This window comes from Streptomyces sp. NPDC002018, assembly GCF_042890865.1.
Classification (GTDB): Bacteria; Actinomycetota; Actinomycetes; order Streptomycetales; family Streptomycetaceae; genus Streptomyces.
The window spans coordinates 28,971-52,758 of the sequence record NZ_JBIASO010000011.1; the positions used below are offsets into that span (position 1 = coordinate 28,971).

The window sequence follows — 23,788 nt, forward strand, 5'->3', positions numbered from 1 at the left end:
GCTCAGGCCTCCGTGCTGATGAAGACGTTCTTGGTTTCGGTGAAGGCGGCGAGGGCGTCGGGGCCCAGTTCACGGCCGAGGCCGGACTGTTTGTAGCCGCCGAACGGAGTCCCGTAGCGGACGCTGCTGTGGGAGTTGACGGACAGGTTGCCCGCGGCGACGGCGCGCGAGACCCGCAGCGCGCGGCCGAGGTCACGGGTCCAGACCGACCCGGCGAGGCCGTAGTCGGTGGCGTTGGCCAGCCGGACCGCGTCCGCCTCGTCCTCGAAGGGCAGGACGACGGCGACCGGTCCGAAGACCTCCTCGGTCGCGACCGGGGAGTCCGGTTCCACATCGGTGAGGACGGTCGGCGGGAACCAGAAGCCGGGGCCGCCCGGGGCGCTGCCGCGGATGCCCTTGACGCCCTCGGGGACATAGGACCGTACGCGCTCCAGTTGGACGGCCGAGATCAGCGGGCCCATCTGGGTCCTCTCGTCGGAGGGGTCTCCGACGACGACCGATTCGACGGCCGGGGCGAGTAGTTCCAGGAACCGGTCGTGGACCTCGCGCTGGACGAGGATGCGGGTGCGGGCGCAGCAGTCCTGGCCCGCGTTGTCGAGGAACGCCATCGGGGCGGTGGCGGCGGCCTGTTCGAGATCGGAGTCGGCGAAGACGATATTGGGGCTCTTGCCGCCGAGTTCGAGGGTCACGCGCTTCACCAGCGCGGCGCTCCTGGCCATGATCTGCTTGCCGACCCGGGTGGAGCCGGTGAACACGATCTTGGCGACCCCGGGGTGCTCGACCAGCGCGTTGCCCGTCACCTCGCCGGCGCCGGGCAGGACCTGGAAGAGATGCTCGGGAAGCCCGGCCTCCAGGGCGAGTTCGGCCAGCCGCAGGGCGGTGAGCGGGGTGGTCTCGGCGGGCTTGAGGAGTACGGCGTTGCCCGCGGCGAGCGCGGGGGCCGTGCCCCAGGCGGCGATCGGCAGGGGGAAGTTCCAGGGGGCGATCACCCCGACGACACCGAGCGGTTCCAGCAGGGTGATGTCGAGTCCGCCGGCGACGGGGATCTGCCGGCCGCTCAGCCGTTCCACTCCCCCGGCGCAGTAGTCGAGGAGGTCACGGACGTTGCCGGCCTCCCAGCGGGCGTTGCCGAGGGTGTGGCCCGCCTCGCGGACCTCCAGGCGGGCCAGTTCCTCGTTGTGCTCGTCGACGACGACGGCGAAGCGGCGCAGCAGCCGTGCGCGGTCGGCGGGAGCGAGCGCCGCCCACCGGAGCTGGGCCCCGGCGGCCCGTCGTACGGCCGTGTCGACCCGCGCCGGGCTTGTCGCCGGGACCGTGGCGAGGGTCTCGCCGGTGGCCGGGTTGAGGACCAGATGTCCGGCGGCGTGGTGTGCGTGCACGTCGTTCCTCACAGACGTTCGAAGGAGCGGCGAAGCTCCCAGTCGGTCACCGCGGCGTCGAAGGCCTTCACCTCGACGCGGGCCATGTTGCGGTAGTGCGCCACGACGTCGTCGCCGAAGGCCGTGTGCGCGATGGAGCTGTTCTCCCAGAGTTCCGCGGCCTCGCGCAGGGTGGTCGGGACCTGGTCGTAGGCGGCGGTGTAGGCGTTGCCCTCGCACGCCTCGGGGAGTTCCAGGGCGTTCTCTATCCCGTGCAGTCCGGCGGCGATCATGCCGGCGACGGCGAGGTACGGGTTGACGTCGCCGCCGGGCAGCCGGTTCTCGAAGCGCAGGGACGGGCCGTGGCCGACCACCCGCAGCGAGCAGGTGCGGTTGTCATGGCCCCAGGCGACGGCGGTGGGGGCGAACGAGCCCGGCTGGAAGCGCTTGTACGCGTTGATGGTGGGCGCGTACAGCAGGGAGAACTCCCGGAGCGCGGCGAGCTGTCCCGCCAGGAAGTGGCGCATCACGGGGGCCATGCCGTCGGGTCCGTCCCCGGCCATGGCGCTGGTGCCGTGCCGGTCCCGGAGCGAGAGGTGGATATGGCAGGAGTTGCCCTCCCGCTCGTTGAACTTGGCCATGAAGGTGAGGGAGACCCCTTCCTGGGCGGCGATCTCCTTGGCACCGGTCTTGTAGATCGCGTGCTGGTCGCAGGTCACCAGGGCTTCGTCGTACTTGAAGGCGATCTCGTGCTGGCCGGGATTGCACTCGCCCTTCGCGGACTCGACGGTCAGTCCCGCGCCGGCCATCTCGTTGCGGATCCGGCGCAGCAGCGGCTCGATACGTCCGGTGCCGAGGACGGAGTAGTCGATGTTGTACTGGTTGGCGGGGGTGAGCCCGCGGTAGCCGCTGTCCCAGGCCTGCTCGTAGGTGTCCTTGAAGACGATGAACTCCAGCTCGGTGCCGACATGCGCGGTGTAGCCGTGCTCGGCGAGCCGTTCAAGCTGACGGCGCAGGATCTGGCGGGGTGCCGCGACGACGGGGGACCCGTCGCTCCAGGCGAGATCCGCGACGAGCATCGCCGTGCCCTCGTTCCAGGGCAGCAGCCGCAGGGTGCCGGGGTCGGGGCGCATGGCGAAGTCGCCGTAGCCGGTGTCCCAGGAGGACATCGCGTATCCGTCGACGGTGTTCATGTCGGTGTCGACGGCGAGGAGGTAGTTGCAGCCCTCGGCGCCGTGCTCCAGGACCTCGTCGACGAAGAAGCGCGCGGCGAACCGCTTCCCCTGGAGCCGGCCCTGCATGTCGGGGAACGCCAGGACCACCGTGTCGATCTCACCGCTCTCCACAAGGATGCGCAGCCTGTCGACGGCGAGCGGGGGTGTGCGGTCTGCCACGGGATTGCTCCTCCTTCGGTCAGCCGGAAGCCATAAGGTATTCCTGTAGACCTTTGGTTGGGAAGGGGAATCGGCGACGTGGCGAAGAAGAACGAGCCGATGGACCCGCTGACTCCGGTGCTGCGGCCCGTGCGGGCGGGGAACGGTTTCGAGGAGGCGCTGGAGCAGATCCTCCAGGTGGTCAGGCTCGGTCTGGTGGCGGGCGGTGAGCGGCTGCCCGCGGAGCGGGAGCTGGCGGACCGGCTGCGGATCAGCAGGGTGACGCTCCGGGAGGTGCTCAAGGTGCTCCAGGACCAGGGGCTGCTGGAGAGCCGGCGGGGCCGGTACGGCGGGACGTTCGTCCGGCAGAGACCCGACACCCCGGCCGGGGGTGCCGAGCGGGAGCTGCGCCGGCGGGTGGCGGGGGTGGACATCGAGGACGTCCTGCGCTTCCGCGAGGTGCTGGAGGCGGGCGCGGCGGGACTGTGCGCGGCCGACGGACTGACCGGGGAGCGGGCCGGGCGGCTGCGCGCGGCACTCGCCGCGACGCACGACGCGCCGCTCACGGAGTACCGCAGGCTGGACACCCTGTTCCATCTCACGCTCGCCGAGCTGTCCGGGTCCGCGACCCTGACCGCCCAGTACGCGGCCGTCCGGGCGACGGTCAACGATCTGCTGGACTGCATCCCCCTGCTGGTACGGAATCTGGAGCACTCGCAGCGGCAGCACACGGCGCTGGCCGAGGCGGTGCTCGACCAGGACGCGGAGGCGGCGCGCGAGATCGCGCGTGAGCACTGCGGCGGTACGGCCGCGCTGCTGCGGGGCTTTCTGACCTGAGCGCGGGGCCCGCCGGGGCGTGAGCCGTAACAGCCGTTTAACGCACGCGTCTTGCGCGTGGCCATACGGAGCGCAAAGGTATGGCCTCACACCTTTACCCCGAGGCAGGAGCTGCTCATGTCCGACGGCACCGACTCGCGCATCCCACCGGCCGGCCCGGCCGACGGCGCGGCCCCGCAGCACACGGCCGCGCCGCGGACGGCTCCGGAGGACACCGCCCGGCGGGACGCCGACTACCTCCAGCGGCGCACGCTGCGCCGGGGCAGCGCGGGCTGGCTCCTGCTCACCGGCCTCGGTGTCGCCTATGTCGTCTCCGGTGACTTCTCGGGCTGGAACATCGGTCTCGCCGAGGGAGGCTTCGGCGGTCTCGCGATCGCCACGCTGCTGATGGGTGCCATGTACGCCTGTCTGGTCTTCTCGCTCGCCGAACTGTCGGCCATCCTGCCCACCGCGGGCGGCGGTTATGGCTTCGCCCGGCGGGCGCTCGGCCCCTGGGGCGGCTTTCTGACCGGTACGGCCATCCTCATCGAGTACATCCTCGCGCCGGCGGCCATCTCGATCTTCATCGGTGACTATGTCGAGTCGCTGAACCTCTTCGGGCTCACGGCCGGGTGGCCGGTCTATCTGGCCTGCTTCGCGATCTTCATCGGCATCCATCTCTGGGGCGTCGGCGAGGCGCTGCGCTTCAGCCTCGTGGTGACGGCCATCGCGGTGGCGGCCCTGCTCATCTTCGCGGTCGGGGCGTTCACCGAGTTCGACGCGAGCGGTCTCGACGACATCCCGGTCGACCAGGACGCGTTCGGCTCGGGTTCCTGGCTGCCGTACGGCGTGCTGGGCATCTGGGCGGCCTTCCCCTTCGGCATGTGGTTCTTCCTCGGGGTGGAGGGGGTGCCCCTGGCCGCCGAGGAGGCCAAGGACCCGGTCCGTTCGATGCCGAGGGCCCTGTCGATCTCGATGGGCGTGCTGGTCCTGCTCGCGCTGATCACGTTCTTCGCCGCGACGGGCGCGCGCGGCTCGGCCGCCGTGCAGGACGCGGGCAATCCGCTGGTGGTCGCGCTCCAGGGGGACGGCGAGCCGACCGCGCTGAGCCGGTTCGTGAACTACGCGGGTCTCGCCGGTCTCGTCGCCTCGTTCTTCTCGCTCATCTACGCCGGATCCCGGCAGCTCTTCGCGCTCTCCCGGGCGGGCTATCTGCCCCGTTTCCTCTCCCTGACCAGCTCCCGCAAGGCCCCCTATCTGGGGCTGCTGATCCCGGGTGCGATCGGCTTCGCGCTCGCGGCGGGCACGGGCGACGGCGGGCGGATGCTGAACGTGGCGGTGTTCGGCGCCACCATCTCCTACGCGCTGATGGCCCTGTCGCATCTCGTGCTGCGCCGCCGTGAGCCGGGGCTGCCCCGGCCGTACCGCACACCGGGCGGCATGCTCACCTCCGGCGCCGCGTTCGTCCTGGCCCTGTCGGCGCTGGTGGCCACCTTCCTGGTGGACAAGGACGCCGCGTTCATCGCGCTCGGGGTCTATGTCGTCGCTCTCGCGTACTTCACCTTCTACAGTCGGCACCGGCTGGTCGCGGCGGCCCCGGAGGAGGAGTTCGCGGCCCTGGCCGCCGCCGAGGCCGAACTCGAACGCGGCTGAGGACCGGACGGACGCCCGGAGCGACCGGAGCGACCGGCCGGCACGAGACCCGCAGGACCGACGGGAGGACCGGGACCGTATGAAGCCGCTCATCGGCATCAGCACCTATCTGGAGGAGTCCGCCGCGTGGGGCGACTGGCGGCTTCCGGCGGCGCTGCTGCCCGCCGGCTACCCCAGGATCGTCCGGCGGGCGGGGGGCCTGGCCGCGATGCTCCCGCCGGACGACCCGGCCGCGGCCGCCTCGGTGGTGGACCGGCTCGACGGGGTGGTGATCGCGGGCGGCCCCGATGTCGAGCCCGTACGGTACGGAGCCGAGCCGCACCCCCGTACCGGACCGCCGGCCCGGGAGCGGGACGCGTGGGAACTGGCCCTGATCGACGCCGCCCTGGCGTCCGGCACCCCGCTGCTGGGAATCTGCCGGGGCATGCAGTTGCTCAATGTGGCGCTGGGCGGAACGCTCGTCCAGCACGTGGAGGGCCACACCTCGCCGGTCAGGGGGGCGTTCGGAGAGCATTGGGTGAAGCCGGTGCCGGGCACCCGGTACGGCGAGCTGGTGCCCGAGGAGTCCGCCGTACCGACCCACCACCACCAGACGGTGGACCGGCTCGGCACGGGACTCACCGTCTCGGCGTTCGCGGCGGACGGCACCGTCGAGGCCGTCGAACTGCCGGACCCGCGCTGGGCGCTGGGCGTGCAGTGGCATCCCGAGATGGCCGACGACACCCGGGTCCTGGGCGCGCTGGTCCGGGCCGCGGAGTCCCGGGCCGCCGGATCGCACACCCCCGGCTCCCGGGCGACGCGCGGCTGACCCCCCGGGAAGGCACCGTACGGACCCGTACGAACCCTGACGGCACCGGGCGGCACCGGACGGACCCGGCGGCGGGACGGCAGCGGACGGCACCAGCGGCACCAGCGGCACCGGCGGCACGGACGGTCCGTCAGCCGGGGCCGCGCCGGGTCAGGGAGAGCAGATCGCGGGCCGGGCCCGCGGGCCGGGTGCCGGCCGGCCAGACCGCGCGCAGATCGCGGCGCAGCCGGATGCCCTCCACCGCCACCCTGACCAGCCGGTGCGCGGCCAGTTCCTCACCGACCGCGAGCTCGCTCAGGACGCAGGGCCCCGCGCCGCTCACCACGGCGGCCTTGAGCGCGGTGGTGGAGGCGAGTTCGAGCAGCGGCTCGGCCACTCCCCCGTACGGGGAGAGTCCGGCGTCCAGCACCTGACGGGTGCCCGAGCCGGGTTCCCGCAGGATCAGCGGGGTCCCGGCCAGCTCCCGCGGATCGATCGGTCCACGGCGGCGGGCCCAGGGATGGCCGGGCGCGGCCACCACCAGCAGCCGGTCATGGCCGATGACCACGGAGTCCAGCCCCTCGGGCGCGGCCGTCCCCTCCACGAAACCGAGATCGGCCTCATGGGCGAGCAGCCGCTCGGCGACCGCCGCGGAATTGCCCGCGTGCAGGGAGACGGCGGTGTCCGGCCGGGCCGTGCGCAGCGCCGTCAGCCAGCGGGGCAGCAGATACTCCGCGATCGTCATGCTGGCGGCCACGCGCAGCCGTGAGTCCCTGCGGTCGCGCAGCGCCTGCGCCCCGGCGTCGAAGGCCTCCGCGGCCTCCATCACCCATCCGGCCCAGTCGGTGACGAGCGCCCCGGCGTCGGTGAGCCGGGACCCGCGCGGTGAACGGTCCACCAGGGCCACCCCGAGCAGCCGCTCCATCGCCCGGATCCGGCCGCTGGCGGCGGGCTGGCTGATGCCCAGCTCACGGGCGGCCCGGCCGAGGCTGCCGAGCCGGGCCACGGCGAGCAGCAGCTCCAGCGAGCCGAGGTCGGGCACCCGGTGGGCCAGGGGCGCGCCGGAAGGGCCGGTGGCAGGAGCCGCGGCACGGGTGGAGGGCGGGACACGGGCCATAAGCCCAGGTTATGACCTCATAGGAACAACGGGCCTGGTGGGGTCCCTGACCGGGGGTGAGGGTGGAGCCATGGCCACGCTCACGCCCCCCAGGGCCCGCCCCGTCGCGACCGGCGGTCCGCGCGCCGTCCCCCGGGTGCGGCGGTCCTCGCTCCGGTATCTCGGACCGAACTGGTACGCGACGGTGATGGGGACCGCGATCGTCGCGACCGCGGGCGCCGGGCTCCCCCTGGACATCCCGGGGCTGCGGGCCGGCTGTGTGGCGGTGTGGGCACTGTCGGTGGTGGCGCTCGCGGTGCTGCTGACCGCCCGGACCGGACACTGGCTCCTGCACCGTGACCGGGCGCGCGCCCAGCTCCTCGATCCCGCCGTCGCGCCGTTCTACGGCTGTCTGGCGATGGCGCCGCTGGCCGTCGGGGCCGCCACGCTCACCGTGGGCCGGGACGTAATCGGGGAGCGGGCGGCGGTCGTCATGGACGCGGCGCTGTTCGGCGCGGGAACGGTCCTCGGACTCGGGTGCGCCGTGGCGATCCCGTATCTGCTGGTCGTACGCCACCGGCCGGGCCTCGGGGAGGTGTCGCCGCTCTGGCTGCTGGCGGTGGTGCCGCCCATGGTCTCCGCGGCGGTCGGCCCCTCGCTGGTGCCGTATCTGCCCGCCGGTCAACCGCGCCAGACCCTGCTGTTCGGCTGCTACGCGCTGTTCGGGCTGAGTCTGCTCGCGACGCTGGCCGTCCTGCCACTGCTGTTCGGCAGGCTGGTGCTCCGCGGCCCGCTGCCGCTCGCGCTGACCCCCACGCTCTTTCTGGTGCTCGGCCCGCTGGGGCAGTCGGCCACGGCGGCCGTCCGGCTCGCGGAGGTGGCGCCGGGGGCGGTCGGCGCCCCGTACGCGCGGGTGCTGGGCGCCTTCGCCGTGGTGTACGGCGTGCCGGTGCTGGGGTTCGCGCTGCTGTGGCTGGCACTGGCGGCGGCCCTGGTGGTGCGGGCCGCCCGGCGCGGCATGCGGTTCTCGATGACCTGGTGGGCCTTCACCTTCCCGGTCGGTACGTGTGCGACGGGCGCCGAGGCGCTGGCGGGCCGTACCGGCCTGGTGGCCCTGCAAGGGCTGGCGGTGGGTCTCTGCGCGCTGCTGGTGACGGCCTGGGCGGCGGCAGCGTGGTGCACGCTGCGCGGGCTGCTCAGCGGAGCGCTGCTCGCAGCGCCGCCGGTGCCCGGACCAGTGACGGTCCGTACCACGTGAGGTACCGCCCGTCGACCAGCGCGGCGGGCAGCCCGGGGAAGGCCTCGGGGCCGTCGTCGGCGGTGAAGCGGTACGGCTCGTCGGGCAGGACGACCAGATCGGCCCCGGCGGCCCGCAGTTCGTCGAGCGGGACACGCGGATAGCGCTCGGGGTGGTTCCCGTACAGATTGACCACTCCCAGCCGGGCGAGCAGATCCCCGGCGAAGGTGTCCCGGCCGAGGACCATCCAGGGTCTGCGCCAGACCGGGACGACGGCGCCGCGCCGCCCGTACGCGGGCGCCGGGAGCGCCGCCCAGGCCTCCCTGGCCTCGTCCAGCCAGCGCGGCGATGCCACGCCGCACCCGGCCACCAGCACGCGTTCCAGCTCCGTGAAGGCCTGCTCCAGCGTTCTGACCTCGGTGACCAGCACCGTGAGCCCGGCCGCCCGGAGCGCGTCGAGATCCTGGGCGCGGTTCTCCTCCTCGTTGGCCACGACCAGATCCGGGCGGAGCGCGGCGATCGCGGCCACCTCGGGGTTCTTGGTGCCGCCGATCCGTACGACATCGAGGCCGGCGGGCAGGACGCACCAGTCGGTGGCGCCCACCAGCAGACCGGGGGCGCCCGCCGCGACGGCCTCGGTGAGCGAGGGCACGAGGGAGACGACGCGCGGGCCGGACACGGCGGCGGGCCGCTCAGCGCCGGGGGTCGACGGTCGCGTCGATGTGCTCGGCGACGGCGACGACCAGGATGCGGGTGCCGGGCTCGGTGGCGCGCCAGCGGTGCCGTACCCCACCGGAGAGATACAGCGTGTCACCGCGCTCCAGCCGGTAGGCGCGGCCCTCGGCCTCGACCTCGGCGGCGCCGTCGGCGATGTACATGATCTCGTCGTTGCGGTGCTGGTACTCCCGGCCGGTGTCCTGCTCGCCGGTGAATTCCTTGGCGTTGAGCTGGTGCCCGCCCCGGACCACCCGGCGGACCCCGGGTCCGGCGGCCGCCCTCACCACATCGACCGTCCGCGCGGAATCGGCGGCGGCGTGCAGCCGTGCGGGGGTCGTCTCCAGGGCGTCCGCCACCCGTTCCAGTGAGCGGGTGCTCGGCCTGGCGCGCTCGTTCTCGATCTGGCTGAGGAAGGGCACCGACAGTCCGCTGCGGGCGGCGACCGCCGCCAGGGTCAGGCCCAGGGACCTGCGCCGCCTGCGGACGGCCGCGCCCACCCTGAGCGCTTCCTTGTCGTCCATGACTGGCTCCCTCCCGACCGGATCGTCATCTTCTCAGAGTTGACGCCGGTGCAAGAGCTGTCCTGCCTCACCCGCATCCGAACCCCGGCCGGCACGAACACGCGGGCGAGTGAAGCGGGCGGCCCCCCGGATCAATGATGCGCGTCGGCGGGTGATTCGCAAAGAGCCCGGCGTCCACGCGACAGCGCGGAAGGGGCGGACCGCGCCCGCCGGCGCAGCCCGCCCCCGTACCGCCGCTGGTGCGGCGGGCCCTCGGCCGGCCGCCGCTACCGGAAGGCCACAGGGGCCGCGCCGGCCGCCTTGTCCGCGCCCTCGACCGGGGTCCACCTGTCGGCAAGACCGGGGTGCTCGTCCAGCCAGGTCCGTACGGCCTGCTGCTCCTTGCCCTTGCCGGTCGACTGGATCGTGGCCTCCAGGCCGGTGAGCTGCTCCTCGGTCATCTCGAAGTCCTTGAGCCAGGTGGCGACCCGCGGGTTGTCGGCGGAGAATCCCCCGCGGGCCAGGGTGTGGACGCCGTCACTCTCCGCGCCGAAGGCCTTCCTGGGGTCCTTCAGCTTGGTGAGGTCATAGGTGCTGTACGCCCAGTGGGGCGACCAGAGCACCACGACGACGGGTTCCTTCTTCTGGTACGCGCGCTTCAGCTCGGCCAGCATGCCGGGGGTGGAGCCGTCGACGAGGGTGTACTCGCCCTCCAGCCCGTACTCCTCGAGGACCTTGTCCTTGAGGAGTCCCATCTCACCGGCGCTGGGCTCGATGCCGATGATCCGGCCCTTGAAGGTGGAGGCCTTGCCCTTGAGGTCGTCGAGGGAGTCGAAGCCCTTCACATAGGCGGGTACGGAGAGTTCCAGGGAGGTCCGGTCGTACCAGGAGCCCAGGTCCTCCAGGTCGTTCTTGTACTTCGCCCAGTACGCGGCGTGGGTGATGGGCAGCCAGGAGTCGGTCTGGATGTCGATCTGGCCGCCCGCCTGGCCGGTGTAGAGCGAACCGGCCTCGTACTGCCGGGCGTCGACCTCGAAGCCGCGCCGCTCCAGCAGTTCCTTCCAGAGGAAGGTGGAGGCGATGCCCTCGTCCCAGGGGATGTACCCCATGCTGATCTTCTTGCCCTGGCCGACGTTTCCGGCGCCGGTGGCGGTGGTGCCGGCCGGGGAACCGCCGAAGAGGCCGATGCCGCCCGCGACGAGCGCGAGCACGACCACCCCGGCGAGGGCGACGACGGGCTGCGGACGGTGGTTCCAGAGCTTGCCCCCGCCCGTCAGCTCCTTCGCCTTGGCCAGCGCGCGGCGGCCGACCGGGGAGACCTGGAGGCTGAGGGCGCCGGTGATCCGGTCCAGATACATCGCCAGGACGACGACGGAGACGCCCGCCTCGAAGCCGAGGCCGATGTCGACATTGCCGATGGCGCGGTAGACGGCGCCGCCGAGGCCCCCGCCGCCGACCATGCCCGCGATGACCACCATGGACAGGCCCAGCATGATGACCTGGTTGATGCCGGCCATGATCGTCTGGAGGGCCAGCGGAAGCTGTACGCGCACCAGTGTGTCGCGGGGGCTGGTGCCGAACGCCTCGGCGGCCTCGACCAGTTCACCGTCGACCTGACGGATGCCCAGCTCGGTCATCCGGACGCCGGGCGGCAGCGAGAAGATGATCGTGGCGATGATGCCGGGGACCACGCCGACGCCGAAGAAGAAGACACCCGGGATCAGATAGACCATGGCGGGCATGGTCTGCATGAAGTCCAGCACCGGCCGGGTGAGCGAGCTGACCGTCCTGGAGCGTGCGGCCCAGATGCCCAGCGGGACCGCGACGAGCAGGGTCACGACGGTCGCGACGAGCACCAGCGAGAGGGTCGCCATCGAGTCGTCCCACAGCTCGACGGAGTCGATCAGGGCGAAGCCCGCGAAGGTGAACACACCCGCGACCAGGCCCCGCAGCCACCAGGCGAGCACGGCGAGGATGCCCGCGAGGAGCAGCGGCTCGGGCGCGGAGAGCACCGCGTCGATGCCCTCGTACATACCGGAGACGACCGCGCCGATCGCGTCGAACAGCCAGGAGAGATGGCGCTGGAGGAAGTCGACGGCGGAGTCGACGCCGTCGCCGAGACGGAGCCTAGGCACGGGCGACCGCCTTGTCCGCCCGGCCGGTCCCGGCATTCGGGCCCGTCGTCCGCGCCGGGTCCGCCGGGTCCGTGGCCCCCGCCCCGTCGGCGGCCGGCGGGGTCATCGGTTCACCGAGTACCTCCAGCAGCCTGGCGCGCGGCACGACACCGACGAGTTCCCCCTCGCCGTCGGTGACGGCCACCGCGACCCCGCTGGTGGAGCAGGGCGTGAACAGCTCGATGACCGGCGTCGACGCGGTCACGCTGGCGGGCGCGGCGGACAGGACGTCCTCGGCGGTGCGCAGTTCCCTGCCGTCGTCCGTGAGGGTGCCGTAGGCGGTCTCCGGGTCGGCCATGATCGCGCCGGCCGTGAGCACCCGGGAGCGGTCGACGTCCTGGGTGAAGGAGGCGACATAGTCGTTGGCGGGGGTGACGAGGATGTCCTCGGCGCTGCCCTGCTGGACGATCTCGCCGTCGCGCATCACCGCGATCCGGTCACCGAGGCGCATGGCCTCGTTGAGGTCGTGGGTGATGAACACGATGGTCTTCCTGAGCCGCTTCTGGAGTTCGAGGAGCTGGTCCTGCATATCGCGGCGGATCAGCGGGTCGAGCGCGCTGAAGGACTCGTCCATCAGCAGCAGGTCGGCGTCGGTGGCGAGGGCGCGGGCCAGTCCCACACGCTGCTGCATACCGCCGGACAGTTCGTCGGGCCAGGACGCCTCCCAGCCGCCCAGGCCGGTGAGTTCCAGCGCCTCGGCGGCGCGCTTCTCGCGTTCCGCGCGCGGCACGCCCCGCACCTCCAGCCCGTAGGCGGCGTTCTCCAGGACGCTGCGGTGCGGGAAGAGCGCGAAGTGCTGGAAGACCATGCTGATCCGGGTGGAGCGGACCCGGCGCAGCTCCCGCGGGCCGAGGGCGGTCAGCTCCTCGCCGTCGAAGAGCACCCGTCCCGAGGTGGGTTCGAGGAGCCCGTTGAGCATGCGCAGCAGGGTGGACTTGCCGGATCCCGACAGTCCCATCACGACGAAGATCTCGCCCGGCTCGACCGAGAAGGAGGCGTCGATCACCGCCGCCGTCGTGCCGGCCGCTCTCAGCTCGTCACGGTCCGTACCGCTTCGGAGCCGGGTCACGGCCTGGTCGGGTTGTCTGCCGAAGACCTTGTACAGGTGTTCGGCTTGCAGCCTGGACACATACACCTCACGCGTCGAACGGAGAACGGCCCGTCACCCCCGCGGACAGGCCGTGGAACGGGCGGGTTCGGCCCGCCGTGCCCGGATACGGCGGTGGAACAGCGCGCCCGGGTTCGCTCCGGGGCCGCGCATGCCCGTACCGGCACAGGCCAAACGATTTGTGGTCCAGGTCACAACGGCTGGGACCACATCGGCGTGAAAACCCCTTCCCGCACGGGTTCCGTGACGGTCCGTGACGACTGCGGGCCCTTCGCCGTCGGCCGCTGTCAGTGGGCTGGGGCATCATCGGGGCTGTGACGCGACGCCTGATGCTCCTCGACACCGCTTCCCTCTACTTCCGGGCCTATTTCGGGGTCCCCGACTCCGTGCGGGCCCCGGACGGCACACCGGTCAACGCGGTGCGCGGTCTGCTCGACTTCATCGCGCGCCTGGTCCAGGACCATCGGCCCGACGAGCTGGTGGCCTGCATGGACGCGGACTGGCGGCCCCAGTGGCGGGTGGATCTGATCCCGTCGTACAAGGCCCACCGGGTGGCCGAGGAGCGGGCGGAGGGGGCGGACGCGGAGGAGATCCCGGACACCCTCGCGCCCCAGGTCCCGATCATCGAGGCGGTGCTCGACGCGCTCGGTATCGCCCGGGTCGGTGTCGCGGGGTACGAGGCGGACGATGTGATCGGCACGCTCGCCGGCCGGGCGACGGGCCCGGTGGACATCGTCACCGGCGACCGCGATCTCTATCAGCTCGTCGACGACGCCCGGGGGGTGCGGGTGCTCTATCCCCTGAAGGGGGTGGGCACGCTCCAGCTCACGGACGAGGCCGTGCTGCGCGAGAAGTACGGGGTCGACGGACCCGGATATGTCGATCTTGCGCTGCTGCGCGGCGACCCGAGCGACGGGCTGCCCGGGGTGCCGGGCATCGGTGAGAAGACCGCGGCCAAACTGCTGGACGCCTTCGGCGATCTGGCCGGGATCATGGCGGCGGTGGACGATCCGCGCGCGAAGCTCACCCCGTCGCAGCGCAAACGGCTCGACGGGGCCCGGGACTATGTGGCGGTCGCGCCCACCGTGGTCCGGGTCGCCGGGGACGTACCGCTGCCGGAGTTCGACCCCGCCCTGCCCTCCGCGCCGCGCGATCCGGCCCTGGTCGAGGCGCTCGCCGCCCGGTGGGGGCTCGGCGGTGCGCTCCAGAGGCTTCTGGTCACACTGGGGCGCTGAGCCTCCCGGGGTGTTAGCTTAGGTAAGCCTAAGCAGCACAAGAGTCTGGGGAGACCGCCGTGGCAGAACAGCCGGCCCGCAAGGCACCGAAGGCCCGTGAGGCAGAGGTCGTGCGCACCGAATGGCTCACTCCGCACATGGTGCGTGTCGTCCTGGGCGGGGAGGGGCTGGCCGCGCTGGAGGCCGGTGAGTTCACCGATCACTACATCAAGCTGCTGTTCGCCGCGGAGGGCGTGACCTATCCCGAACCGTTCGACATGGAGCGGATCCGCGCGGAGTTCCCCCGTGACCAGTGGCCCACCACCCGTACGTACACGGTGCGCGCCTGGGACCCGGCCGCCCTGGAGCTGACCGTCGACTTCGTGGTGCACGGCGACGAGGGTCTGGCCGGACCCTGGGCGGCGCGGGCGCGGCCCGGCGAGACCGTACGGTTCTTCGGCCCCGGCGGCCTCTACGCACCGGACCCGGCGGCGGACTGGCATCTGCTGGTGGGGGACGAGAGCGCCCTGCCCGCGATCGCCGCGTCGCTGGAGCGGATGCCGGCCGGTGCGCCGGTCCACGCCTTCGTGGAGATCCCTGGCCCCGAGGAGGAGCAGAAGATCACGACACCGGACGGCACCGGGATCACCTGGCTGCACCGGGGGGACCGGCCGGTCGGTGAGGCCCTGGTGGCCGCCGTGCGCGGACTGGACTTCCCCGCGGGTGAGGTCCACGCCTTCGTGCACGGCGAGGCGGGGTTCGTGAAGGAGCTCCGCCACCATCTGCGGCTGGAGCGGAACGTCCCGCGCGAGCGGCTGTCGGTCTCGGGGTACTGGCGCCTGGGCCAGACCGACGAGGCCTGGCGCGCCGTCAAGCGCGAGTGGAACGAGCAGGTGGAGCGGGAGCAGGAGCAGCGCTAGGGCCTCTCCCCTCCGGTACCGCTGATGGCCCCTCACGGCCGCGCCGCTCACGCGCCGGTACCGCTGATGCCACTCCCCCGCGCACGGGCGGCACGCGCACGGGCCCCACGCGCACGGCGGCCGGGCCGGGGAGCCGGCCGATCCGGTCCCGCCGCGGTCCGCGCGGCGGGGCCGCCGCCGCCCGGCCGAACGCGCGGGCGCCGGTTCCGTATCTCCTCCAGCACACCTCTCAGCACACCTCCTCCAGGACACCAGTTCTCCCGCGTCCGGCACCAGTCCGGCGGGGCGGCGGCTCCGAATACGTGCTGAGGTAGATCCGGACGTGTTGGAGGAAAGCCGCGTGAAAGAAGCCGTGCACATCGGCGGACCCGTTCCGGCGGGGCCCGACCTTCAGGAGCTGCTGGGCCGGGTGGCCAGGGGCGACCAGGACGCCTTCGCCCGGGTGTACGACCGGGTCTGCGGCCCCGTCCTGGGCCTGGTCCGCTCCGTGCTGCGCGATCCGGCCCAGTCGGAGGAGGTGGCCCAGGAAGTGCTGCTGGAGGTCTGGCGTTCCGCCGCCCGTTACGAGAGCGCCCGCGGCAGCGTCATGACCTGGGTGCTCACCCTCGCCCACCGGCGGGCGGTGGACCGGGTGCGCTCGGCGCAGGCGTCCAGCGACCGGGAGCACCGGGCCGCGCTGCTGGAGCGGACCCCGGCCTTCGACGAGGTCACCGAGGAGGTGGAGGCGAGCCTCGAACGGGAGCAGGTACGCCGCTGTCTGCGGACGCTGACCGAACTCCAGCACCAGTCCGTCACCCTCGCGTACTACCAGGGCCTGGCCTACCGGGAAGTGGCCGAGCTGCTCTCGGTCCCGCTGGGTACGGTCAAGACCCGGCTGCGTGACGGTCTCATCAGGCTCCGCGACTGCCTGGGGGTACAGGCATGATCTCCGCCGAACTGCACACACTGACCGGCGCGTACGCTCTGCACGCCCTCGACCCCGGGGAGCGCGCCGAGTTCGAGCGCCATCTCGCGGTGTGCCCGGCCTGCGCCCAGGAGGTACGGGAACTGGCCGCCACCGCCGCCCGGCTGGGGCGGGCCGTGTCCGTGACGCCGCCGCCCGCTCTCAGGGAGCAGGTGCTCCGGCGGATCACCACCGAGCGTCAGGACCCGCCCAGGGTCGTCCCGCTGCCCCGTCCGGGCGGAGGCGTGGCGCGGGGGCGCGCGCTCTCCCGGTTCGCGCTGGCGGCCTGTCTGGCCGCGGCCGCCGCGTTCGGCGGGATCGCGGTCTGGCAGCACCAGGAGGCACGGGACGCCCTCCGGCAGGCGCAGGACGCGCACCGGCAGGCCGAGGGTCTGGCGACGGTGCTGGCCGCGCCGGACGCCGAGGTCGCCACCGGCCGGCTGGCGGACGGCGCGACCGGCACGGTGGTCGTCTCCCGGGGCCGGGACAGGGCGGCGTTCATCGCGTCCGGCCTGCCGAAACCGCCGGCCGGCAAGGTCTATCAGCTCTGGTACGACGACGGGGGAACGATGCGCCCCGCGGGCCTGATGGATCCCTCGGCCGGCTCGGACACCGTGCTGATGGCCGGCCCCCTGGGCGCGGCCTCGGGCATGGGCATCACGGTGGAACCGGCCGGCGGCTCGCCACGGCCGACGTCCGAGCCCCTGGCCCTGATGGACTTCCCGACCGCGTAGGAACCCCGGACCGCGCAGGAACACACCCAGACCGCGTAAGGACACGACAGATGAGTGTTGCGGTGGTGCTCTTCACCTCCGACCTACGGGTCCACGACCAGCCGGTGCTGCGCGCGGCCGTGGACGGCGCCGACGAGGTGGTGCCGCTGTTCGTCCGTGACACGGGGATCGCGGCTGCGGGGTTCGACGCCCCCAACCGCCGCGCCTTCCTGGCCGACTGTCTGGCCTCCCTGGACGCTTCGCTGCGTGAGCGCGGGGGCCGTCTGGTGATCCGTTCGGGTGATGTCGTGGACGAGGTCTGCCGGGTGGTGCGGGAGAGCGGCGCGCGGGAGGTCCATGTCGCGGCGGGGGCCAGCAGGTACGCCGGGCGCCGGGAGGACCGGCTCCGTACGGAGCTGGAGTCGGCGGGAGCCTCGCTGACCGCGCACGACGCGGTGGTCACCGCCGTACCGCCGGGCCGTATCACCCCCTTGGGCAAGGACCACTTCTCGGTCTTCACCCCGTACTTCCGCCGCTGGGAGGAGACGGGGCGGCGGGCGACGGCGGCCGCTCCCCGCGCGGTGCGGGTCCCGCGGATCGACGGGGAGCCGCTGCCGGAGCGCGCCGCGGTCGGGGGAGTCTCACCCGGCCTGGCGCGGGGCGGCGAGAAGGTGGCGCGCGAACGGCTCACCTCCTGGCTCGCCGGCGGGATCGGGTCGTACGCGGACCGGCACGACGATCTCGCGGGCGACGCGACCTCCCGGCTCTCGCCGTATCTCCACTTCGGCTGTCTCTCCCCGGTGGAGCTGGTGCGGCGGGCCGAGCGGGTCCCCGGGCCCGGCGCCGAGGCCTTCGTACGCCAGCTCGCCTGGCGGGACTTCCACCATCAGGTGCTCGCGGCCCGGCCGGAGTCCTCGTGGTCGGACTACCGTACGCGCGGCGACCGCTGGCGTACGGACGAGGAGGAGACCGCGGCCTGGCGGGAGGGCCGCACGGGTTATCCGGTCGTGGACGCGGCCATGCGCCAGCTTCTGCACGAGGGCTGGATGCACAACCGGGGGCGGCTGCTGGCGGCGAGCTTTCTCACCAAGACCCTCTATGTGGACTGGCGGACCGGCGCGCGCCACTTCCTGGAGCTGCTGGCGGACGGCGACATCGCCGACAACCAGCTCAACTGGCAGTGGGTGGCGGGCACCGGCACGGACACCCGGCCCAACCGGGTACTCAATCCGCTCGTCCAGGCCAGACGGTTCGATCCGCGCGGCGCGTATGTACGGCGCTGGATCCCCGAGCTGGCGGGGCTGGCCGGTTCCAGCGTCCATGAACCCTGGAGGCTCACGGGCGCCGACCGGGCCCGGCTGGACTATCCGGCCCCGGTCGTGGATCTGGCGGAGGGCCGGGACCGGTTCGCGCGGGCCCGCGAACCGGGCTCCGCGCGCGGCTGACCGCCTGCGGCCCGGCCCCGGCCCGGCCCCGGCCCCGCCTCCGGCACGACTCCCGGATCAGCGAGCCCGAGGACGCTTCCTGTGTGGCAGCGGGAAGCTGGGTGGCAGCGGGAAGAAACCACTGGTACGGGCGGTGTACGCGGCGAAGCCGGGACGGTCCGCCATATGCCGTTCCAGCAGGCGCTTCCCGCTGCCGTTGATCAGCAGAAAGCTCATCACCAGCGGGCTCACCACGGTCGCCGCGGCCACCACGGGCGCGTCACAGACCATCAGGAACAGCCCCCACCAGACACAGAAGTCACCGAAGTAGTTGGGGTGTCTGGTCCAGCTCCACAGACCGCGGTCCATGATCCGCCCCCGGTTGGCGGGATCCGCCCGGAACCGGGCGAGCTGGGCGTCCCCCACCGTCTCGAAGAACAGCCCGGCCGCCCAGAGGGCGCAGCCCGCGTACGCGACCGGCCCGAGTGGGCCGGGGAGGTACTGCGCGGCCTGAACGGGCAGCGAGACCAGCAGCACCAGCGCCCCCTGGAGCAGATACACCCGGCGCAGCGCGTAGAGATTCCGGTGGCCCGGCGCCCTGGCGAGCATCGCCTCGTAGCGCGGGTCCTCACCGTGGCCGCGCCCCCGGGCGCCGATGTGCGCCGCCAGCCGCAGCCCCCACACGGCGGTCAGAACGGTGACCAGCAGCCGCCGTCCCCCGTCCCCCTCGCCCGCCGAGACGCCGTACGAAACGAGGGCGACCGCCGTGAAGCCGAGGCCCCACGCGATGTCGACGATCCGGTGCGGGCCCCTGACGACGGCGATCGCGAAGGTGACGAGCATGACCGCGAGGGCAGTGGCCGCCGCGGTCCCGACGCCCTGCCCGAACGCGGCCCAGGGATAGCCGGTCACCGGACGCCGCCCGGCGCGTACCACTCCCGGGGCGTGCCGGGCATCCCGCTGGCTCCCCGCTCCGTCGGCCGTACGGCGAGGATCTGGTCGACGCCCATCCTGCCCTCCTCGAAGGCCAGTGCCCCGCCGGCCAGATAGAGCCGCCAGACCCGCGCCCTCTCCTCACCGACCAGCGCGGTGAACTCCGCCCAGCGGTCCTCCAGGGTGCGGTGCCAGGCGCCGATCGTACGGGTGTAGTGCTCCCGCATCGCCTCGACGGCCCGCACTTCCAGGCCCGCGCGCTCCAGCAACGAGACGGTGTCACCGAGCGGACGCATATGCATGTCGGGGGCGATGTAGGACTCGATGAAGGCGCCGCCGCCGGGGGCGGTGGTCCCCCGCGACATCTGCTGCACCAGCACCCGGCCCGCCGGCCGGAGCATCCGGTACAGGGTGGCGGCGAATCCCGGGTATGCGGCGTCGCCGACGTGTTCGCCCATCTCGACGGTGGAGACGGCGTCGTAGGCGCCGCCCTCGATGTCGCGGTAGTCGGACAGCCGTACGTCGACCAGTTCCGTCAGTCCGCGCTCGGCCACCCGCGCCCTGACGTACTCGGCCTGTTCCCGGGCCAGTGTGACCGCGGTGACCTGGGTCTTGAACTCCTGGGCGGCGTGGACGGCGAGCGCGCCCCAGCCGCAGCCGATGTCCAGCAGCCGTGCCCCCGGGCGCAGTTCGAGCTTGCGGCAGATCAGCTCCAGCTTGTCGCGCTGGGCGTCGGCGGGTCCGTACCCCGGGTCCTCGCTCGTCCAGTAACCGCAGGAGTACGCCATGGTCTCGTCCAGCAGCAGGGCGTAGAAGTCGTTGGAGAGGTCGTAGTGATGGCTGATCGCGGCCCGGTCACGGGCCCTGCTGTGCGGCGAGCCGGTCAGCAGGGCCTGGGAGGCCGGTACGGGCGGACGCGGTCCGAGGGCTCCCAGGCGCAGCGCGACGCCCACCGCCCTCGCCCGGTCGCCGCGGGTCAGCTCGGGCGGGCGCAGTCCGCGTTCGCGTACGGCGCTCCAGACGGTGCGCAGCCCCTGGGCGAGATCGCCCTCGACGTCGAGTTCACCGGTGATGTACGCCTGGGCGAGGCCGAGTTCGTCGGGCTGCCGGACGAGCCGGCGCAGGGCTCGGCGGGAGCGGAGCACGACGACGGGGGCGTCCTCGGGTCCGGCCGTACTGCCGTCCCAGGTCCGCAGCCGCAGGGGCAGCGGGCCGCCGAGAAGCTGTTCGACGAGCGGGTGGAGCCGCTGGGCGGCGCCGGTGCGCCGCCCGGGGCGCTTCCTCGGATCCGTCATCGGGCGGTCCCGCCTTCCCGCTTGGCTTCCTGCTTGGCTTCCTGCTTGGCGAGGACGAGCTGCCGCACATCGAGGTAGCCGGAGCGGAACCCCGCCTCGGAGTAGGCCAGATAGAAGGTCCACATCCGCCGGAAGGTCGCGTCGAAGCCGAGGTCCTCCACGCGCGGGGCCTGCCCCGTGAAGCGTTCGCGCCACAGGCGGAGCGTCTCGGCGTAGTGCGGTCCGAAGCTGTCCCGGCCCTCCGTCCGCAGGGTGGTGTGTTCCGCGACGGTCCGCTCGATGGCCTCGGCCGAGGGCAGCAGGCCGCCGGGGAAGATGTACTTCTGGATCCAGGTGAAGGTGTCCTTGGCGGCGAGCATCCGGTCGTCGGGCATGGTGATCGCCTGGAGGGCGATCCGGCCGCCGGGCGCGAGGAGACGGTCCAGCGTCATGAAGTACTCCGGCCAGAACTCGGCGCCGACCGCCTCGATCATCTCGACGCTGATGACGGCGTCGAAGGTGCCCTCCACGGCCCGGTAGTCGCACAGTTCGACGCTGACCCGGTCCGTGTACCCCGCGGCGCGGACGCGCTCGCGCGCCAGGTCACGCTGTTCCCGGGAGAGCGTCACGGTCCTGACGTCCGCGCCGCGCGCCGCCGCGCGGACGGCCAGTTCGCCCCAGCCGGTGCCGATCTCCAGCAGCCGGGTCCCGGGGCCGACCCGCGCCCGGTCGAGCAGCCGGTCGATCTTGCGGTGCTGGGCGGCGGCCAGCAGCGGCCACTCGGCCGGGAAGCCGCGGAAGAGCGCCGAGGAGTACGAGAGGGTCTCGTCGAGGAACAGCGCGAAGAGGTCGTTCGAGAGGTCGTAGTGACGGCTGATGTTGTCGCGGGAGCCCTCGGGGGTGTTGCGCTGGGCGGCGGGCCGCTCCGGCGCCCAGACCCCGCGCAGCCGCTGGAGCGGCCGGGGCACGAGATCGGCGGCCCGTTCGGCCAGCGCGGTCAGGACACCGACCGGATCGGCGGCGTCCCACTCACCGGCCATGTACGACTCCCCGAAGCCGATCAGCCCGTCGGCGCCGATCCGGCGGAAGAACGCCTTCGGATCCCGTACCTCCAGCAGCGGGCCGCCGAGGCCGAGCGTCTCCCCGCCGGCGAGCCGGGCCCGGAGGCGAAGACCGGCGAGCGCGTGCCGGACGATCCGCTCGGCCACGGCCGTACGGAGCCAGGAGGTACGCGGCTGATGTGCCACATCGGGCCAGCGCCGCGCGTCGACGGCGCCAGGAGACGGGACAGCCGCAGCGGACCCGGCGGCCCCGGCGGACTCCAACGACCCGGCCGACCCGGCCGACCCGGCCGACCCGGCCGACCCGGCCGACCCGGCGGCCGGGGAGGACGGGTAGGGCAGGGAGGACGGGGAGGCCGCGGAGGACGGCGACGGGGACATGGACACGCTCACTTGACACCCTCCTGGGGCCGGTGACGGGGACGGGTGCGCACGGGCAGCCCGCGCAGGAACAGGCGGACACCGTGCAGCCGGATCGCGGCGGAGACGGCCGCGGTGGACCAGGGGTGGCGCAGCACGGTACGCAGCAGATGGGCGGTGGTGGCGGGGCGGCGCTCGCCCCGTACGGTCGCGGTGAACGGGCGTCCCCCGGGCCGTTCCAGATGGATCGTCAGGGCGAGCCGTCCGTCCGGTTCCGGCAGCCGCATGGTGTAGCCGCCGTCGACCGGGAAGAACGGCGAGACATGGAAAGCCTTGTCCACCGTGGCCCGGCCGCCCCTGTCGGGCCGCAGCAGATAACAGTGCCGTTCGCCATAGGTGTTGTGGACCTCGGCGACCACACAGAGCGGTTCGCCGCCGGGCCCGCGCACCCAGAAGAGGGTCAGTGGGTTGAAGACATGGCCGAGGACCCGGGCATGGGCGAGCATCGTCACCCGGCCGCCCGTCGCGTCGATCCCCTCGGCCGCGAGGAACGCCTCCAGGCCCGCGCGGATCGTGGGCAGGGTGCCGCCGAAGTGGTCGCGGGCGTCGAAGCGGGCCAGCGGGCGCAGCGGCCGGGGCAGCCGGGGCGGCAGATCGGGGTCGATCAGCCACATATAGGTGCGGTGGCGCAGGGCGTAGCGGCGGGGCGCGGTCCTCACATGGCTGACGAGACAGGTGTAGAGCGTGGGGGCCGTACGGTGCCGCGCGGCGGGCGGGCTCACCAGGTCACCCCCAGGGCGTAGGCGGCCTCGACACCGGAGCGGCAGCCGTCCTCGTGGAAGCCCCATCCGTGGTACGCCCCCGCGTAGGCGGTGACGGGGGTGTTCAGCGAGGGCAGCAGCCGCTGCGCGGCGACGGACTCCGGGGTGTACAGGGGATGTTCGTACACCATCTCGGCCAGGACCCGGCGCGGGTCGACCCGGTCGGCGCCGTTCAGTGTGACCACATAGGTCTCGGGGGCGTCGAGCCGCTGGAGCCGGTTCATGTCGTAGCTGATCCGTACGGCGCCGGCGTCCGCGTCGCAGGAGGGCATCAGCAGGTTCCAGGACGCGCGGGCGGCCGCGGCGCGTGGCAGTACCCGGGTGTCGGTGTGCAGTTGGGTGGGGTTGCGGGAGTACCGGAACGCGCCGAGGACCCGGCGCTCCTCCTCGGTGGCGTCGGCGAGGAGCCGCAGCGCCTGGTCGGGATGGACGGCGATGACCACCGAGTCGTACGACCGGACGGTGCCGTCGTCGGCGACGATCTCGGCGCCGGCCGGGTGGCGGCGCACCGCGCGCACCGGGGTGGAGGTGTGCACGGCGCCGAGAAGCTTGGCGATCCGTTCGACATAGGCGCGGGAACCGCCGCTGACGGTCCGCCAGACGGGGGACCCGCCGATCGACAGCAGACCGTGGTGGGCCAGGAAACGGAAGAGGTGCCGGGCCGGATGGCTCAGCGCCGTCCGCGCGTCGCAGGACCAGACGGCCGAGACGAGCGGCGTCATGAAGTGCGAGGTGAAATACGGCGAGAAGCCGCCCTCGGCGAGGAACTCCCCCAGTGTCGGGTCCCGTTGGGTGCCGACGGGCAGGCTCACGTCCGGCGCGGAACCGGCGGGCGGTGACTCCAGCAGCCGGCGGGCCCGGCGGTGGAAGGCCGGGACCTCGGTGAGCATCCGCAGATACCGGGGGCGCAGCGCGTTGCCCGGCCGGGCGAGGAGACCCGACGGCCCGCGCGCTCCCGCGTATTCGAGTCCGCAGCCGTCGCAGCGCACGGAGAGGCTCATCTCCGACTCCTGGGTGGTGACCCCGAGTTCCACGAAGAGCCGCAGCAGATACGGATAGGTCCGCTCGTTGTGCACGATGAATCCGGAGTCGACGCGGTGGATCCGGCCGTCGGCCGACGGTATGTCATGGGTGTGGGCGTGCCCGCCGAGCCGCTCGGCGGCCTCGTACAGCACGACCTCGTGCGAGCGCCCCAGTACGTACGCGGCGGTCAGCCCCGCGACTCCGCTCCCCACCACGGCCGTACGCCGGCGTGCGTCACTCATCCCGTTCCGTCCTCTCCTGTGCCGGGGCAAGCCCCTCAGTG

General features: G+C 72.9%; 21 protein-coding genes. 9 read left to right on the forward strand and 12 right to left on the reverse strand.

Annotated features, from left to right (window positions below; translation table 11 throughout):
* Positions 1-2: 2 nt before the first annotated feature.
* Positions 3-1,379, reverse strand: coding sequence for an aldehyde dehydrogenase family protein (locus tag ACFYYH_RS19600; protein WP_388552281.1), 1,377 nt, complete (start codon positions 1,377-1,379; stop codon positions 3-5).
* An 8-nt stretch (positions 1,380-1,387) separates the two neighbouring features.
* Complete coding sequence (locus tag ACFYYH_RS19605) at positions 1,388-2,752, reverse strand: glutamine synthetase family protein (protein WP_388552284.1); 1,365 nt, start codon at positions 2,750-2,752, stop codon at positions 1,388-1,390.
* Between the two features lie 99 nt (positions 2,753-2,851).
* Here ACFYYH_RS19605 and ACFYYH_RS19610 point away from each other — a divergent pair, with 99 nt between their 5' ends.
* From ACFYYH_RS19610 to ACFYYH_RS19620, 3 genes are all read left to right on the forward strand, one after another.
* Complete coding sequence (locus ACFYYH_RS19610) at positions 2,852-3,568, forward strand: FadR/GntR family transcriptional regulator (protein WP_388552844.1); 717 nt, start codon at positions 2,852-2,854, stop codon at positions 3,566-3,568.
* Between the two features lie 117 nt (positions 3,569-3,685).
* A complete protein-coding gene (eat, locus tag ACFYYH_RS19615) occupies positions 3,686-5,200 on the forward strand; it encodes an ethanolamine permease (RefSeq protein ID WP_388552287.1) in 1,515 nt (504 codons plus the stop codon).
* A 79-nt stretch (positions 5,201-5,279) separates the two neighbouring features.
* Positions 5,280-6,008 (forward strand): gamma-glutamyl-gamma-aminobutyrate hydrolase family protein, encoded by a 729-nt coding sequence (locus tag ACFYYH_RS19620; RefSeq protein ID WP_388552289.1) that lies wholly within the window; start codon positions 5,280-5,282, stop codon positions 6,006-6,008.
* 130 nt (positions 6,009-6,138) lie between these two features.
* On the opposite strand, the gene ACFYYH_RS19625 is transcribed toward ACFYYH_RS19620, so the two are convergent.
* Positions 6,139-7,104 (reverse strand): LysR family transcriptional regulator, encoded by a 966-nt coding sequence (locus tag ACFYYH_RS19625; protein ID WP_388552292.1) that lies wholly within the window; start codon positions 7,102-7,104, stop codon positions 6,139-6,141.
* Positions 7,105-7,174: 70 nt separating this feature from the next.
* On the opposite strand from ACFYYH_RS19625, the gene ACFYYH_RS19630 reads away from it, so the two are divergent.
* Positions 7,175-8,341 (forward strand): TDT family transporter, encoded by a 1,167-nt coding sequence (locus ACFYYH_RS19630; RefSeq protein WP_388552295.1) that lies wholly within the window; start codon positions 7,175-7,177, stop codon positions 8,339-8,341.
* On the opposite strand, the gene ACFYYH_RS19635 is transcribed toward ACFYYH_RS19630, so the two are convergent.
* From ACFYYH_RS19635 to ACFYYH_RS19650, 4 genes are all read right to left on the reverse strand, one after another.
* Positions 8,280-8,999 carry a helical backbone metal receptor gene (locus ACFYYH_RS19635; protein ID WP_388552298.1) on the reverse strand — a complete coding sequence of 240 codons (720 nt, stop codon included), beginning with the start codon at positions 8,997-8,999 and terminating at the stop codon, positions 8,280-8,282. The two genes, ACFYYH_RS19630 and ACFYYH_RS19635, sit on opposite strands and share 62 nt — an antisense overlap.
* A 13-nt stretch (positions 9,000-9,012) precedes the next feature.
* Complete coding sequence (locus tag ACFYYH_RS19640) at positions 9,013-9,558, reverse strand: helix-turn-helix domain-containing protein (RefSeq protein ID WP_388552301.1); 546 nt, start codon at positions 9,556-9,558, stop codon at positions 9,013-9,015.
* Between the two features lie 266 nt (positions 9,559-9,824).
* Complete coding sequence (locus ACFYYH_RS19645) at positions 9,825-11,672, reverse strand: ABC transporter permease/substrate binding protein (protein ID WP_388552304.1); 1,848 nt, start codon at positions 11,670-11,672, stop codon at positions 9,825-9,827.
* Positions 11,665-12,840, reverse strand: a complete 1,176-nt coding sequence (locus ACFYYH_RS19650; protein ID WP_388552307.1) for a glycine betaine/L-proline ABC transporter ATP-binding protein — start codon at positions 12,838-12,840, stop codon at positions 11,665-11,667. Before ACFYYH_RS19650 ends, ACFYYH_RS19645 begins: the two co-directional genes overlap by 8 nt.
* A gap of 308 nt (positions 12,841-13,148) precedes the next feature.
* On the opposite strand from ACFYYH_RS19650, the gene ACFYYH_RS19655 reads away from it, so the two are divergent.
* The 5 genes from ACFYYH_RS19655 to ACFYYH_RS19675 all read left to right on the forward strand — a co-directional run bounded on the left by ACFYYH_RS19655 (position 13,149) and on the right by ACFYYH_RS19675 (position 18,054).
* On the forward strand, positions 13,149-14,054 hold the full coding sequence (locus ACFYYH_RS19655; RefSeq protein WP_388552847.1) for a 5'-3' exonuclease H3TH domain-containing protein: 906 nt from the start codon (positions 13,149-13,151) through the stop codon (positions 14,052-14,054).
* 59 nt (positions 14,055-14,113) lie between these two features.
* Positions 14,114-14,953, forward strand: coding sequence for a siderophore-interacting protein (locus tag ACFYYH_RS19660; protein ID WP_388552310.1), 840 nt, complete (start codon positions 14,114-14,116; stop codon positions 14,951-14,953).
* Positions 14,954-15,293: 340 nt separating this feature from the next.
* Complete coding sequence (locus ACFYYH_RS19665) at positions 15,294-15,878, forward strand: sigma-70 family RNA polymerase sigma factor (RefSeq protein WP_388552313.1); 585 nt, start codon at positions 15,294-15,296, stop codon at positions 15,876-15,878.
* Positions 15,875-16,630, forward strand: coding sequence for an anti-sigma factor domain-containing protein (locus tag ACFYYH_RS19670; protein ID WP_388552316.1), 756 nt, complete (start codon positions 15,875-15,877; stop codon positions 16,628-16,630). Before ACFYYH_RS19665 ends, ACFYYH_RS19670 begins: the two co-directional genes overlap by 4 nt.
* A 50-nt stretch (positions 16,631-16,680) precedes the next feature.
* Complete coding sequence (locus ACFYYH_RS19675; RefSeq protein WP_388552319.1) at positions 16,681-18,054, forward strand: cryptochrome/photolyase family protein; 1,374 nt, start codon at positions 16,681-16,683, stop codon at positions 18,052-18,054.
* Positions 18,055-18,111: 57 nt separating this feature from the next.
* Here the strand turns inward: ACFYYH_RS19675 and ACFYYH_RS19680 are convergent, their stop codons facing one another.
* Genes ACFYYH_RS19680 through ACFYYH_RS19700 form a run of 5 tightly spaced genes read right to left on the reverse strand, consistent with a single transcriptional unit; the run spans position 18,112 to position 23,747 of the window.
* A complete protein-coding gene (locus ACFYYH_RS19680; RefSeq protein ID WP_388552322.1) occupies positions 18,112-18,945 on the reverse strand; it encodes a DUF1295 domain-containing protein in 834 nt (277 codons plus the stop codon).
* A complete protein-coding gene (locus tag ACFYYH_RS19685) occupies positions 18,942-20,261 on the reverse strand; it encodes a class I SAM-dependent methyltransferase (RefSeq protein WP_388552325.1) in 1,320 nt (439 codons plus the stop codon). Before ACFYYH_RS19685 ends, ACFYYH_RS19680 begins: the two co-directional genes overlap by 4 nt.
* Complete coding sequence (locus tag ACFYYH_RS19690; protein WP_388552328.1) at positions 20,258-21,694, reverse strand: class I SAM-dependent methyltransferase; 1,437 nt, start codon at positions 21,692-21,694, stop codon at positions 20,258-20,260. The genes ACFYYH_RS19685 and ACFYYH_RS19690 overlap by 4 nt, the downstream gene beginning before the upstream one ends.
* Positions 21,691-22,443: a DUF1365 domain-containing protein gene (locus tag ACFYYH_RS19695; protein WP_388552331.1), complete on the reverse strand. Its 753-nt coding sequence runs from the start codon at positions 22,441-22,443 to the stop codon at positions 21,691-21,693. Before ACFYYH_RS19695 ends, ACFYYH_RS19690 begins: the two co-directional genes overlap by 4 nt.
* Entirely contained in the window at positions 22,440-23,747 is a 1,308-nt protein-coding gene (locus tag ACFYYH_RS19700; protein ID WP_388552334.1) for an NAD(P)/FAD-dependent oxidoreductase, read from the reverse strand. The genes ACFYYH_RS19695 and ACFYYH_RS19700 overlap by 4 nt, the downstream gene beginning before the upstream one ends.
* Positions 23,748-23,788 lie beyond the last annotated feature (41 nt).

Coding starts and splice junctions, on each gene's coding strand:
- ACFYYH_RS19610 (WP_388552844.1), top strand. CDS start 2,852: ATGGACCCGCTGACTCCGGTGCTGCGGCCCGTGCGGGCGGGGAACGGT.
- ACFYYH_RS19700 (WP_388552334.1), bottom strand. CDS start 23,747: ATGAGTGACGCACGCCGGCGTACGGCCGTGGTGGGGAGCGGAGTCGCG.
- ACFYYH_RS19625 (WP_388552292.1), bottom strand. CDS start 7,104: ATGGCCCGTGTCCCGCCCTCCACCCGTGCCGCGGCTCCTGCCACCGGC.
- ACFYYH_RS19640 (WP_388552301.1), bottom strand. CDS start 9,558: ATGGACGACAAGGAAGCGCTCAGGGTGGGCGCGGCCGTCCGCAGGCGG.
- eat (WP_388552287.1), top strand. CDS start 3,686: ATGTCCGACGGCACCGACTCGCGCATCCCACCGGCCGGCCCGGCCGAC.
- ACFYYH_RS19620 (WP_388552289.1), top strand. CDS start 5,280: ATGAAGCCGCTCATCGGCATCAGCACCTATCTGGAGGAGTCCGCCGCG.
- ACFYYH_RS19675 (WP_388552319.1), top strand. CDS start 16,681: ATGAGTGTTGCGGTGGTGCTCTTCACCTCCGACCTACGGGTCCACGAC.
- ACFYYH_RS19685 (WP_388552325.1), bottom strand. CDS start 20,261: ATGACGGATCCGAGGAAGCGCCCCGGGCGGCGCACCGGCGCCGCCCAG.
- ACFYYH_RS19630 (WP_388552295.1), top strand. CDS start 7,175: ATGGCCACGCTCACGCCCCCCAGGGCCCGCCCCGTCGCGACCGGCGGT.
- ACFYYH_RS19655 (WP_388552847.1), top strand. CDS start 13,149: ATGCTCCTCGACACCGCTTCCCTCTACTTCCGGGCCTATTTCGGGGTC.
- ACFYYH_RS19670 (WP_388552316.1), top strand. CDS start 15,875: ATGATCTCCGCCGAACTGCACACACTGACCGGCGCGTACGCTCTGCAC.